This window comes from Enterococcus sp. FZMF (assembly GCF_030263915.1).
Classification (GTDB): Bacteria; Bacillota; Bacilli; order Lactobacillales; family Enterococcaceae; genus Enterococcus_D; species Enterococcus_D casseliflavus.
In genome coordinates this window covers 1,320,473-1,333,588 of sequence record NZ_CP127160.1, presented here as the reverse complement: position 1 = coordinate 1,333,588, position 13,116 = coordinate 1,320,473, and the positions used below count along the sequence as shown (strand labels likewise).

11 protein-coding genes and 1 pseudogene are annotated in these 13,116 nt (G+C 42.1%); 4 read left to right on the top strand and 8 right to left on the bottom strand.

Going from position 1 to position 13,116, the window contains the following annotated elements; all coding sequences use genetic code 11:
* Positions 1-51 precede the first annotated feature (51 nt).
* Both QN079_RS06430 and QN079_RS06420 read right to left on the bottom strand, forming a co-directional pair.
* The gene (locus QN079_RS06430) at positions 52-999 is read right to left on the bottom strand and encodes a sensor histidine kinase (protein WP_271292613.1); all 948 of its coding nucleotides are present in this window, start codon (positions 997-999) and stop codon (positions 52-54) included.
* A pseudogene (locus QN079_RS06420) lies at positions 996-1,690 on the bottom strand (response regulator transcription factor). The gene QN079_RS06430 and the pseudogene QN079_RS06420 overlap by 4 nt, the downstream one beginning before the upstream one ends.
* Before the next feature lie 162 nt (positions 1,691-1,852).
* Between QN079_RS06420 and QN079_RS06415 the strand changes: the two are divergent.
* A complete protein-coding gene (locus QN079_RS06415) occupies positions 1,853-2,470 on the top strand; it encodes an FMN-dependent NADH-azoreductase (RefSeq protein ID WP_271292612.1) in 618 nt (205 codons plus the stop codon).
* A 134-nt stretch (positions 2,471-2,604) separates the two neighbouring features.
* Here the strand turns inward: QN079_RS06415 and QN079_RS06410 are convergent, their stop codons facing one another.
* The 4 genes from QN079_RS06410 to tyrS form a co-directional block, all read right to left on the bottom strand.
* Positions 2,605-2,991: a cytidine deaminase family protein gene (locus tag QN079_RS06410; RefSeq protein WP_151195320.1), complete on the bottom strand. Its 387-nt coding sequence runs from the start codon at positions 2,989-2,991 to the stop codon at positions 2,605-2,607.
* A gap of 45 nt (positions 2,992-3,036) precedes the next feature.
* On the bottom strand, positions 3,037-3,930 hold the full coding sequence (locus tag QN079_RS06405) for a deoxyribonuclease IV (protein WP_289230536.1): 894 nt from the start codon (positions 3,928-3,930) through the stop codon (positions 3,037-3,039).
* Positions 3,931-4,018: 88 nt separating this feature from the next.
* A complete protein-coding gene (locus tag QN079_RS06400) occupies positions 4,019-4,930 on the bottom strand; it encodes an AEC family transporter (RefSeq protein ID WP_289230535.1) in 912 nt (303 codons plus the stop codon).
* A gap of 69 nt (positions 4,931-4,999) precedes the next feature.
* A complete protein-coding gene (tyrS, locus tag QN079_RS06395) occupies positions 5,000-6,262 on the bottom strand; it encodes a tyrosine--tRNA ligase (protein WP_010748012.1) in 1,263 nt (420 codons plus the stop codon).
* Between the two features lie 262 nt (positions 6,263-6,524).
* On the opposite strand from tyrS, the gene QN079_RS06390 reads away from it, so the two are divergent.
* Complete coding sequence (locus QN079_RS06390) at positions 6,525-8,969, top strand: transglycosylase domain-containing protein (RefSeq protein ID WP_289230534.1); 2,445 nt, start codon at positions 6,525-6,527, stop codon at positions 8,967-8,969.
* Positions 8,970-9,111: 142 nt separating this feature from the next.
* Here the strand turns inward: QN079_RS06390 and ccpA are convergent, their stop codons facing one another.
* Entirely contained in the window at positions 9,112-10,110 is a 999-nt protein-coding gene (gene ccpA, locus QN079_RS06385; RefSeq protein WP_005225798.1) for a catabolite control protein A, read from the bottom strand.
* Between the two features lie 194 nt (positions 10,111-10,304).
* Between ccpA and QN079_RS06380 the strand changes: the two genes are divergently transcribed.
* The gene (locus QN079_RS06380) at positions 10,305-11,405 is read left to right on the top strand and encodes an aminopeptidase P family protein (protein ID WP_289230533.1); all 1,101 of its coding nucleotides are present in this window, start codon (positions 10,305-10,307) and stop codon (positions 11,403-11,405) included.
* Positions 11,406-11,459: 54 nt separating this feature from the next.
* Entirely contained in the window at positions 11,460-12,338 is an 879-nt protein-coding gene (locus QN079_RS06375; RefSeq protein ID WP_289230532.1) for an NAD-dependent epimerase/dehydratase family protein, read from the top strand.
* Positions 12,339-12,421: 83 nt separating this feature from the next.
* Here the strand turns inward: QN079_RS06375 and QN079_RS06370 are convergent, their stop codons facing one another.
* A complete protein-coding gene (locus tag QN079_RS06370; RefSeq protein ID WP_016610287.1) occupies positions 12,422-13,102 on the bottom strand; it encodes a YtxH domain-containing protein in 681 nt (226 codons plus the stop codon).
* Between the last annotated feature and the right edge of the window lie 14 nt (positions 13,103-13,116).

Genomic DNA, 13,116 nt, shown 5'->3' with positions numbered 1-13,116 from the left:
AATCAGTTATCGATTTCATGATAGAAAGCTTACAAAATTGTAAGAAAGCCTTCACCTCCGAAATGTTAAGGTAACTGTCGTGCCTTGATTCTCCTTAGAGGCAAGCGACACATCGATATCTAATTGCGTACTGATCGTTTCAACTAAATAAAGACCGATCCCAGTTGCCTCTCCTGTTTGCCGCCCATTCTGACCTGTATAAAAGGGGCGAAAAACTCGCGGGAGATCCGCTGTTGCAATCCCGCAGCCTTCATCTGCGATCGTTAAGCTTCTAGAAAAAGGATCGATCTCAAAATAGACTTTACTGTCTGGCTTTGAGTACTTGATGGCGTTGCTGATGAGTTGAAAGAGCAAAATACCTAGCCATTTTTTGTCTGTTGTCACCGTGATATCTGCTTCACTCATCAGCTTCGGATAGACTTCACTGCGAATAAAATTTCGTTTCTGGTCACCGATACTGTGTTTTAACAATTCCAACAATGAGGCTGATTCGATAACGAAGTCCTCCGTGAAATCTTCCAAGCGTACAAAATTCAGCGCAGTCGCCAAGCCACTTTTTAAGCGATCTGTTTCAGCCAAAAGATCATAGCTATCGACTTCTTCACTTTCAGCCATTAGCGCCAAAACTGAGACAGGTGTTTTCATTTGATGAACCCAGATATTCATGAAACGAATATGATTTTGATGGTGCTGATCTAATTCTGTCAGCCGCTCTTGCTCTTGCTGTTCATGGGCATCGAACTGCTTGCGCCATTGCTTGGAAAGGTAGCCATTGCTTCGGTGTGTCGCTCTTCCATGCTTGATATACTGATAAAACGCAGTATTGGAAAGGTAATCTACCAAATAAACAAGAACAATGAACAGCCCAAATAGAAGCAGACCATAACCAATTACGAGGTAATTTCGATAGCCATCCAACCAAATCACTAAAACGAACAATGAAATGGCTACGAACGTAACGAGTAGTTTAGGTAAATGAACACTTGCATATGCTTTCATTCTTCCGTACCTATCACTGATAAAGCGTAGCCCTTTCCGCGAATCGTTTGGATCGGATCATTGATGCCCATTGCCGCCAGTTTTTTTCGCAAACGGCCGACATTGACAGAAAGCGTATTGTCATCAACGAAGCGCTCATCATCCCATAATAGATTTAAGATCCGTTCCGTTTGACCATCTCTGGGTGTGCCGACATTAACAGGGTCAATAATTCTCCTTCTCGAACAGTCAGCCATTCACTGGCTTCACGATAGACCATCTTCAATGCTTCGGGATAGTAGATCAATTCGCCGGCTTTCAAACTTCTCGCCCGATCAGACTGTGCATAATCCCCGTAGACTCTGCGAATGTGGCTTTTTACTTTTGCCAGCAGCAAGTCATAAGAAAAAGGTTTGACTAGATAATCATCCGCACCATATTCTAGAGCCATCACTTGGTCCATATTGCCGTCACGGGCGGAGATGAAGAGAATTGGAACCAACGAACGTTCCCTGATTTTTTGGCACCAATAAAACCCATCATAATAAGGTAGATTGACATCCAACAAAACCAAATCAGGTTGGATCATCAAGAATTCATCTAAAACCGCAGCGAAATTTTCTGGAACAAAGGTTTGATACGCATAGCGGGATAATTGATTTTCCATCATTTTGACTAACGATTTGTCATCTTCGACCACGAATATTTTCATAGAAATCCTCCTGTTTTCTCTAAAGTTTACCAAATCCGTGTGAAAAAAACTGCAAAATTCCAGCTTTTTTAAAAAAAGTGTACTTATTTATTGTAAGCAAAATTATTTTATAGTATACTACGTTTTGTGATTAAAACTTACTTAAAGTAAAGGTGGAAAAAAATGGAAAATATTTTAGTTGTTAAAGCCAATAATCGTCCTGATGGAGTATCTGCAAAAATGTTTGATACGTTCGTTGAAAATCTTGATACCAACAATGTGGACGTTGTAACCTTTGATGTGTACGCACAACCAATGCCTTATATCGGTCAAACGTTATTTGAAGCATTTGGCAAACTTTCACAAGAACAAGAATTAAACCAAGAAGAACAAGAATTGATGACTGTCCGTCAAGACGTGATGAACAAATTCGCAGCAGCGGATACCATCGTTTTCGCTTTCCCAATGTGGAACTTAACGATTCCTGCTGCCTTGCACACATTCATCGACTATATCTTCCAAGCTGGCTTTACTTTTTCTTATAACGAAGATGGTTCAATGAACCAATTATTGAAAGACAAAGAAATCGTTCTATTGAATGCCCGTGGTGGTGTTTACTCAGGCGAAATGAGTGCAATGGAAAACGCTGTAACCTTTATGGAAAAAGTTTTCGGTGGTATGTTCGGCATGAACATCACAGAAGAAGTAATCATTGAAGGCCACAATGCAGATCCTTCTAAAACAGAAGAAATCATTGCTGAAGGTTTAGAACGCGTAGCAGCTGCTGCGAAAAAATTCTAATCATTGCTATTGATCAACTCCTCAACAAAGCGCTATTGCTTGTTGAGGAGTTTTTTTATCCAAAAACGTAGCTCGTCTATGGATCGATAAAACAAAGAGTCCCCTTAGAACACAGCGGTCTAAGGGGACTCTTTTTATTTTGATGCTTTCCAATCAACAGGCAACAGCTCTTCTAGCGTCATGATTTTTCCTGCTGCGATCATGACCTGCGTGTTATGGTTGGCAGGATCCAGCTGGCTGATGAATTCACGGCAACGACCACAAGGTGGGATCGGCTCACCTGCCGAATTGATTGCAACCATCAGTAACACCCGCTGCTGACCATCGGTGATCATTTGCGCAGCCGCAGCCTGTTCGGCGCAAAAACCCATAGAACAGCTGGTATCGATACAGATCCCTGTATAAATCTGTCCATCTGCAGTAGCCAGAGCTGCCGCGACACTCCCTGCTTCTGCAAATTGAGAGAGCTGTCTGAATCCCAGTTTTTGTTTCGCGGCATCGATCAGCAACTGAAAATCCATTTTTCTTCCTCCAATAATAAGCTGGCTCATGGTTAAATGAACCGTTTAAGCACCCGCCATGATTTTCGTCAATAGCTCAGGATCAAATGTCTTTTCCCGCAGCATCGCGATTTCATAGCCATAAGGGGCTTTTTTATTCTTTTTGTCTTCGCCGACATAGGGTGTTTCCAAAATTTTCGGTAACGCTGATAATTGCTCATGATGAACGATCTTATTCAAGGCTTCAAAGCCGATCGTGCCAAAACCAATATTCGCATGTCGGTCTTTGTGGCTACCCTTTGGATTTTTTGAATCATTGACATGGATGACCTTCAAGCGATCCAACCCGATGATTTTGTCAAACTCGTTTAACACGCCGTCAAAGTCTTCTTTGACATTGTAGCCAGCATCGTTCGTGTGACAAGTATCTAGGGTAACGGATAATTTTTCATTTAAGGTGACACCATCGATAATTGCTGCCAATTCTTCAAAACTGCGACCAATCTCGGTGCCTTTACCTGCCATTGTTTCTAATGCGATCTGGGCAGTTTGATTTTTTTCAAGGACCTCGTTCAAGCCTTTAATGATCTGCTTGATCCCAGCTTCTGGTCCTGCACCAACATGGGCACCGGGGTGCAATGTGATTTGAGTTGCACCTAAAGCTTGGGCTCGTTGGATTTCTTCTTGTAAGAACGAAACAGCAAAGCCAAAGTTTTCTGGTTTGATGGTATTGCCTAAATTAATGATGTACGGGGCATGGACGACGATATTCGAAATTCCTTTTTCCGTCATAAAATCTTGTCCAGCTGCGATCTGCATCTCTTCGATCGGTTTGCGCCGCGTGTTTTGCGGAGCTCCGGTATAGATCATAAACGTAGTAGCTTGATAGCTAGCTGCCTCTTCTGCTGCTCCTAAAAGCATTTTTTTGCCGCTCATTGAAACGTGTGAACCAATCAACATTTTTCTTTCCCTCCTAAATCTAGTTTTCTCTATTATCGATAAAAGCGCCTTGTAAAGCGATTATTTTGCTCATTGCCGTATTTTTTTATCAAGCGAGTCCAAATAACATCAGAACACCCGTCATTAGCGGCATACTTATCAAAAAGCTAATGGAAGAAACGAACCCCACCGCTTCTTCCTCCATTCCAGCAATCACGGAATTAATGACACCGAATAAAGGAATTGGAGCAAACACTAACAAACAAAGAACTGGCTTTAATAAAACTGGGATTGGTAAAACATAGAAAGCTGCGAACAGCACGAATGCCAGTCCGTACCGCAAGCTTAAAATTTTGATCACGGTTTGGGTGGTGTGCTTCGGTAAGCGGAAATCCAAAAATAAGCCAATCATAAACATGGACAAAAAGGTATTTGCGATCCCGATTGGTTGGACAAGCGCCAATGCCGCTTCGGGAATCCTCCAATCCGCACTGCGGATAATCAGCATCACTAGATAAATAGTAAACGTTGGCGAACGCATGAGATTCAAAAAGATTTTCCCTGGTTCAAACGTCGTCCGCTTTCCAATCAAGAATTCGATGAAAATCGTCGTTCCCCCTGCCAACATGATACTGTTCCCCATATCAAACAGCGAAATCAGCGGAATCCCTAAAGGATAAAAGCTTTGGGCAAAAGGAATCGCAAAATTGCCGATATTAAAGCCTGAACCGCAGTACATTGCAAACTGCTGCAGCGTGTTCGATTCTTTTTTGGTCAAGAAAAATGCGAAGAGGATCTGGACGATCGTAATGATCAACGCGATTACAATCAAACTAAGCGCACTGACTTGTACTTGCATTGAAGCTAAATTCAAAATGATTGCTGCCGGTAACGTCACATTCAAAATAATTTTGGATAAGATCGAGCCATCCGCTTTTGAAAGGATATTTAGCCGCTTAAGAAAATACCCTAAGAAGATCATGGCAAATAAACCGGCGGCATTCAACACTATATTTCCCATTCCAACAAAAACCCTTCCTCTACAAAAATTTGAAAAAAGCGAACCAACAAGGCGGTTCGCTTTTTGCGATTAAAATGTTAATAAGAAATATTTTTTCTTGCCACGACGAATCACGACGTATTTTCCACCGATCCGATCACTTGCTTGGAGCTCGTACGTTAGGTCTTGGACGCGTTCCCCATTAATGTAAATGGCACCATTTTGAACGTCTTCTCTTGCTTGACGTTTTGATGGTTCGATTTTAGCAGTCGTCAACACTTCAACGATGTTCAAAGAATCATCTGCTGTTACCTGATGACTAGGAACCCCTTTAAAGCCTTGTTCGATCTCTTCAGCGTTCAATTCTTTGATATTGCCGCTGAATAAACTTGCTGAGATACGTACGGCTTGTTCATAAGCCTCTGCCCCATGAACCAAAGTAGTGACTTCTTTTGCCAAGGCTTTTTGTGCTGCTCGAGATTCTGGTGCAGCGTTAAATTCTGCTTCGATCGCAGCGATTTCTTCTAATGATAAGAAAGTGAAATATTTCAAGAATTTGACTGCATCACGATCATCCGTATTGATCCAGAATTGGTAGAACTCGTAAGGCGTTGTTTTCTTGGCATCTAGCCAAACCGCATTGCCTTCTGTTTTCCCAAATTTCGTTCCATCTGCTTTTGTGATCAATGGCATAGTCAAACCGAACCCTTGGACTTCACGCTCACGACGTAATAATTCGATCCCAGAGGTGATATTGCCCCATTGATCGCTACCGCCTAATTGCAATAAGCAACCGTGGTTGTCGTAAAGGTTTAAAAAATCATAGGCTTGTAAAAGCTGGTATGCAAATTCCGTGTAGGAGATCCCAGTTTCGATCCGACGTTTGACACTTTCTTTGCTCATCATGTAATTGATGGTAAAGTTTTTCCCAGTGTCACGCAAGAAATCAATCAGTTTCAATTCCCCTAGCCACTCGTAGTTATTGGCAATGATGGCAGGATTTTCTTGGTCATCAAAATCAATGAAGCGAGATAATTGGCTCTTAATACTTTGTGACCATTCTAAAACGGTATCTAGTGTGTTTAATTGACGTTCTTGATCTTTAAAGGATGGGTCACCGATCATTCCTGTACCGCCGCCTACTAATGCGATCGGCACATGTCCGTTTTGTTGGAAACGGCGCAACATCAAAATAGGCAATAAATGACCAATATGCAGGCTATCTGCGGTAGGATCAAAGCCGATATATAGTTTCACAGACTCTTCATTTAATTGTTTGGTCAAGGCTGCTTCGTCTGTGGTCTGATGAACTAATCCGCGTTGCTTTAGCTCTTCAAAAAAGTCTGTACTCATTCTTTCTCCTCCTAATAATTGCTTCATTGTTCATCTTAACTGAAAAAGAGGTCAATGAAAAGTCTTTCTCTCAAAGTCCTTTACCAAAAAAGAAACTTTTAGGCAAATCCGTTCATTTTCCTTTATTATCGCTGGTTCAATACAAACACCAACTAGCATTTTCTCCCACACTTCTTTCGATAACAGATAGGGTGCTACCCAAGCGCCTTGTTTTTTGCTATAATTACACGGAATCTATTCTAATTTATTGAGGTGACTCTTTTTGTCCCAGAAAACGAAAAATCAAAAGAATACAGAAAACAAAAATAGAGGCTGGTTCTATTTCAACATCAGTCTTAGGGTTTTACATGCCTTGTTCTTAGTTGCTATTTCTTTGCTGGTTCTAGGCGGTTCTTTAGCCTTAGGGATCGGTGCCGGCTACTTTGCTTTTCTTGTGGAAGATACCGCAGCTCCTTCTAAAGATGAGTTACAAAAAGAATTGACCGACATCACAGAGACTTCTCAACTCGCATACGCTGATGGCAGCAAAATCGCAACGATTCGCTCGGATCTAATGCGAACGTCGGTTAATTCCGATCAAATTTCAGATTATTTGAAAAAAGCGATCATTGCAACAGAGGACGAATATTTTAATATTCATAATGGGGTTGTACCAAAAGCAGTCGTGCGGGCATTATTATCAGAAGCGACAGGTTTTGGCGGCAGCGGGGGTTCCACTTTGACCCAGCAGCTGGTAAAACAACAAATCCTTTCCAGTGAAACGACCTTTAAACGCAAAGCCAATGAGATTTTATTAGCCATGGAAGTGGAGAAATTTTTCGATAAAGACGAGATCGTCACCATGTATTTAAACATCTCCCCTTTTGGTCGAAACAATAAAGGGCAAAATATCGCAGGTGTACAAGAAGCGGCGCAAGGAATTTTTGGCGTCAACGCAGCTGACCTGTCTTTACCGCAAGCAGCCTTTATTGCGGGTCTGCCACAAAGCCCGATCGTCTACAGCCCTTATACAAATACGGGTGAGATCAAGGAAAACTTGTCCGCTGGCTTAGAACGGAAAGACTTCGTGCTCTTCAGTATGTATCGTAACCACGATATCACGAAAGAAGAATACGAAGAGGCGCTTAATTATGACTTGAAGCAAGACTTCAAAAAACAAGAAGCCATTGAACAAACGGATCAAAGCTTCCTTTATTACACTGTGTTAAATGAAGCAAAAGACATTATTGCCAAACAGCTGGCAGATGAAGATGATGTCAGTGACGAAGAATACGCCAATGAGGAAACCTATCAAAAATACTTCGAATTGGCGCAGCAAAAACTTGTTAATGGCGGCTATACCGTCACATCAACGATCGATAAAGATATTTATAATGCGATGCAAGATGCCGTCGACAAATACGGCTATATGCTAGACAACTGGGGTGACTCCACCATCGAAGTCGGCAATGTCATGATGGACAACGCCACTGGGAAAGTACTAGGCTTTATTGGCGGTCGTAACTATGCTGACAATCAATTCAACCATGCCTTTGATGCCAAACGCCAAGCAGGTTCAAGTATCAAACCCATGCTGGTTTACGGACCGGCGATCGAAAGTGGCTTAATGGGCTCTGAATCGATGGTTTCTGACTATGCCGCAAAATGGCGGACAGGAGAAAACGCCGGTGAGCCGATCGTCAATGCCACAAACCGTGGAACCAATACTTTTATGTCGATTCGTGAATCATTGGAGGTTTCCAGTAATATCGCAGCGACAAATATTTTCCAAGATCTTTGGGAAAAAGAAGGCGATCATTTTTATGCCTACACAAATTATTTAAGCAAAATGGGCTATCCCGAAGATAATAGCTGGGCGTATGAATCAGCGCCATTAGGGGTTACAGATGTCACAGTCTTGAATCAAACGAATGGCTTCCAAACATTTGCCAATAATGGTGTTTATCAGCAAGGCTATATCATCGAATCAATCAAAGACAATGAAGGCGAAGTGCTTTACCAGCATGAAGCCAAACCTGTCCAAGTCTTTTCAGAAGCGACGGCTTCCATCATGACCGACATGATGCGTAGTGTCATCGATGAGCAAAAAACCAGTTCCTTTAAATCGGTTATCAGCGGATTGGATTGGAACCTCGGAAATGCCGATTGGGTCGGAAAAACTGGTTCCACCAACAACTGGTCGGACTCTTGGCTAGTCGTCTCCACCCCATCGATCACCATCAGCAGCTGGTCAGGTCGAGATGACAATAAAGGGACCGATAGCGCTGCAGGAACTCGGACAGCCAACTATATGGCTTACTTGATCAATCGTATTTATCAAACAAACCAAGAAGTCTTTGGTGTGAATCAGAAGTTTGAACTTTCTAGTGATGTCAAAAAAGCTCAAGTTTCCAAGTTTACTGGTACCCAACCAGGAGGAACCGTGCGAGTCGATAATCGAACCTATACCAATCCAAGCAGTACCGTTACTTCGTATTGGGCCACTGGCGGACCAGATACGGTCGATTTCAAATTTGGACTCGGTGGTTCAGATGCAAACTACGCTGACTATTGGAGAAAAGCATCTTCTAGCCGTTCAACAAATCGTTCGTCGAATACATCATCGAATAACGCATCCAACAATGTTACACCTACGGCAAATGATGAGGATGACGATGAGGAACAGCAAGACAATAATCAACAAAATACCAACAATAATGATGACTGATCAGCCTTGTGCTGATCAGTTTTTTTATGCAAAAAAAGTGTGAGGAGAAAATCCATAGATTTTCTCCCCACACGAACGATCGTTGAAGCAAAAAGTGGAACAACAAGGCGTTGTTCCACTGATCGTTTGATCAAATCGCTGCTTATTTCGTAGAGCTTTTTTCTGAAATACCGTAAGGCAAGACGATCGTTTTTTGTTCTACATCTTCTTTGTTCATCATTTTTGTCAATAGACGCATCGCAACGGCACCCATATCATACAATGGTTGCGTCACGCTTGATAAGCGTGGACGAGCTGCTTCAGCCAATAATGAATTGTTGCTGGTGATGATCTCGAAATCTTCAGGAACTTTAACACCTTTGTCTAACAAACCATCTAAGACACCGATGGCTAACTCATCGTCTGTGACATAAGCTGCTGTTGCACCACTGTTGATGATGCGATCAACTAAGGCTAAGCCTTCTTTAAAGCTGTATGGTGATTCAAAGATCAACCCTTCAGAATATTCAAGGTTGTTTTCTTTCAAGGCTTCTTTATAGCCTTTCAAGCGATTTTGGCCATTGATTGGATCGATCAAAGCACCGCTGACAAAAGCGATTTTTTGATTGTTTTTCGCCAATAATGAAACAGCATCTTTGGCAGCTGCTGTGTAATCGATATTGACGCTTCCTACTTGTTCATCAGGATCTATCGAACCAGCTAAAACGACTGGTGTTTTTGAGCGAGAGAATTCTCCGCGAATTTCATCCGTGATGCGATGACCCATGAAGATAACGCCGTCCACTTGTTTTGCTAACAAGTTGTTCAAAACGTTGACTTCTTTCATTGTATCGCCATCAGAGTTGGCTAAGATGATATTGTATTTATACATGGTCGCTACATCATCGATCCCACGAGCAAGTGATGAGAAGAACATATTGCTGACATCAGGAATGATGACACCAACAGTCGTGGTCTTTTTACTTGCTAACCCTCGAGCAACTGCGTTTGGACGATAATCCAAGCGGTCGATCACTTCCAGCACTTTCTTACGAGTTGCTGGTTTTACATTTGGATTTCCGTTGACTACCCGTGAAACAGTTGCCATCGATACATTCGCTTCCCGTGCAACATCATAAATCGTAATTGTTTGTTTTTCCATGATATATCTCCCTTATTCTATTTTCAGAAAATCTTATTTACATTTCTTTGTTAGAATAGCAAATTTTTTCCGTATTTGCAACCGTTTTAATTTTGTTTTCATGAAAACTTAGCAATTTCCTACTTTCCCCGCCCCTATTCTCTTCTAAAGCATGATAAAATAGAAAAAGAATACTTGAAAGAAGGTTTTTTCAAATGAATGATAAAAAAATCAATGAGTTAAACGGCTGGTTGAAAACCAATGGTGCAGATGTTGCCTATATTTCTAATCCAGCAACGATCGCTTATTTTTCAGGTTTTAAAAGTGAACCTCATGAACGGGTCCTTGCTTTGTTTGTCGCACCTGGAAAAGATCCCTTTCTTTTCACACCAGCTCTGGAAGTAGAAGAAGCAAAAAATAGCGGCTGGCCTTTTGACATTATCGGTTATCTCGATAGCGAAGACCCTTGGGCGAAAATCTGTCAGGAATTGACCTCTCGTTACCGAGTTTCTTCCTTGGCACTAGAAAAAAATGACCTTTCCGTCGAGCGCTATGAAGCATTAAAACGGTTTTTGCCACAGACCGATTTTTCTTTAGATGTGACTCCGGTCATTCAAAAAATGCAGTTAACCAAAACGGCTGCTGAAATTGACACCTTGCTAGGAGCTGGCAACTGGGCAGACGTTGCTTTTGAGATTGGGTTTGCTGCCATCAAAGAAGGCGTCAGCGAAATGGCAATCGTGGCGGAAATTGAGTACGAGTTGAAAAAGCGTGGGGTTTCCCATATGTCCTTCGATACGACGGTGTTAGCTGGTGCCAATGCAGCAAGTCCTCATGGCGTACCTGGTGACCGCAAAGTGACTGCCAATGAACTTGTCTTGTTTGACCTAGGGGTCGTTTGGAAAGGATATTGCAGTGATGCAACCAGAACGGTTGCCTATAAAGAACCGACTGCATTACAAAGAAAAATTTATGACATCGTTCTTGAAGCGGAACTAACAGCGCAAGCAGCGGTCAAACCTGGGATTACCGCTGGAGAATTAGACAAGATTGCTCGTGATGTGATTACTGGCTATGGCTACGGCGACTACTTCAACCATCGTCTAGGTCACGGCATCGGGACCACGGTTCATGAGTTCCCTTCTTTGATCACTGGCAATGATTTAGTGATCGAAGAAGGCATGTGCTTCTCTATCGAACCGGGCATTTATTTACCAGACCAGGTCGGTGTCCGCATTGAAGACTGTGTGTATGTCACAGCAGATGGCTGTGTACCTTTTACCAAGACAGCAAAAGAATTATTGATCTTATCTTGATTTTCCTAATGAAACGGCGCAACATGTTGGCATTACATGAAAAGGAGTGTTCTTATGAGTAAAAAAGTGTTGGTTTTAGGCGGCACGCGTTTTTTCGGTAAATATTTAGTCCAATCACTAATTGATCAAGGATTGGACGTGACGATCGCTACCCGAGGGAACACGAAAGATTCCTTTGGCGATCAAGTCAACAGAATCATCTTCGATCGCACGGAGGAAGAAAGTATCAAAACGGCATTAACAAAAGAAACCTATGAGGTCATTTACGACAATATTGCTTATACTTCCAACGACATTGAGATTCTACTGCGTCATGTCACACCGAAGCGCTACATCGTTACTAGCTCAATGTCTGCGTACCATGAATTACACTTCGATTTGATTGAAGCGGATTTTGACCCTGCTAAAGAACCCTTCAGACTGGTCAGCTCTGAGGAGGTCGATTATGCACAAGGCAAGCGAACCGTGGAAGAGATCCTGACCCAAAAATACAGTCAAATCCCGTCCGTTTTTGTCCGCTTTCCTTATGTGATCGGTGCAGATGATTACACAAAACGTTTTACCTTTTACATTGACCATCTGATAAAACAAAAGCCAATGGCTGTCGATAATCTAACGCATCAAATGGGCTTTGTGGATGCCCAAGAGGCTGGTAAATTTTTAGCGTTTCTAGGTACTAGCTCGTTCACAGGACCCATCAATGGTGCGTCAAAAGGTACAGTTTCCTTAGAAGAAGTGCTGCAATACGTGACGAAAAAAACTGGTCTTTCCCCGCTCTTTTCAGAAACAGGCGATCAAGGCCCTTATAATGGTACACCTGCTTATTCGATCAATGTTGGTCTCGCTGAGGAAATTGGCTTTCCATTCAGTCACCTGCAGGATTGGCTCTATCAACTTTGCGATTGGGAAATCACCCAAGCATCAAGCGAATAACTACTAAAATCACAAAAAAACGTTCGCCGATTTTACTGGCGAACGTTTTATCTTTTGAAATAATCAAATTTTTGTATCCTTGCTTATGCTTCAGGATTGTTTTTTTCTAATGTATCTTTTAATTCTTCTTTCGCATCTTCTAAGTCAGCTTTGGCATCTTTTGTTTCTGCTTTCGCTGTTTTTTTGGCATCATCTGCTGCTTTTCCAGCTTCTTTTTTCAAATCAGCTGCGGCTGCTTGACCGTCTTTTTTGGCTTCTTCAACGACAGGTTTTGCTTCTTGTGCCCCTTCTTTGACGGTTTGTTTCATATCCGCTGCAGAAGATTTTGCATCAATGATGATATCTTGCACCGTGTCATCAGCGTCTACTTTGGCATCTTTCGCTGATTCTTTGACCTCGTTCGCTGATTTTTTGAAGCGTTCTGATAGATCACCTGCTTGTTTCTTTAACTCTTCAACAGTTTCTTCTGATGAACCAGCTGCTGTTTCTTTTAAGTCATCGACTTTCGCAGTTAAAGAACCGGTAAAGTCAGATGCTTGCTCGCTTAGTTTTGCCGCTTTGTCTTTAGCGATATCGACAAGATCCGTACTTCTTTCTTTGGCTAAATCACCATAATCAGATGCTTTATCTAATAAATCGTCTGCTTGTTTTGCTAATTTATTTCTTAATGTTTTACCAGATTCTGGCGCCAACAAAAGTGCTGCTGCTGCTGCCGCTGTTCCTCCGATGATTGCTCCTAATAAAAATCCGCCTTTTTTACTCATTGAAAGTCCTCCTT

Excerpts from the sequence above, each read along its gene's own strand:
- QN079_RS06430 (WP_271292613.1), bottom strand. The coding sequence starts at position 999 with ATGAAAGCATATGCAAGTGTTCATTTACCTAAACTACTCGTTACGTTC.
- QN079_RS06415 (WP_271292612.1), top strand. The coding sequence starts at position 1,853 with ATGGAAAATATTTTAGTTGTTAAAGCCAATAATCGTCCTGATGGAGTA.
- QN079_RS06410 (WP_151195320.1), bottom strand. The coding sequence starts at position 2,991 with ATGGATTTTCAGTTGCTGATCGATGCCGCGAAACAAAAACTGGGATTC.
- QN079_RS06405 (WP_289230536.1), bottom strand. The coding sequence starts at position 3,930 with ATGTTGATTGGTTCACACGTTTCAATGAGCGGCAAAAAAATGCTTTTA.
- QN079_RS06400 (WP_289230535.1), bottom strand. The coding sequence starts at position 4,930 with ATGGGAAATATAGTGTTGAATGCCGCCGGTTTATTTGCCATGATCTTC.
- tyrS (WP_010748012.1), bottom strand. The coding sequence starts at position 6,262 with ATGAGTACAGACTTTTTTGAAGAGCTAAAGCAACGCGGATTAGTTCAT.
- ccpA (WP_005225798.1), bottom strand. The coding sequence starts at position 10,110 with ATGGAAAAACAAACAATTACGATTTATGATGTTGCACGGGAAGCGAAT.
- QN079_RS06380 (WP_289230533.1), top strand. The coding sequence starts at position 10,305 with ATGAATGATAAAAAAATCAATGAGTTAAACGGCTGGTTGAAAACCAAT.
- QN079_RS06375 (WP_289230532.1), top strand. The coding sequence starts at position 11,460 with ATGAGTAAAAAAGTGTTGGTTTTAGGCGGCACGCGTTTTTTCGGTAAA.
- QN079_RS06370 (WP_016610287.1), bottom strand. The coding sequence starts at position 13,102 with ATGAGTAAAAAAGGCGGATTTTTATTAGGAGCAATCATCGGAGGAACA.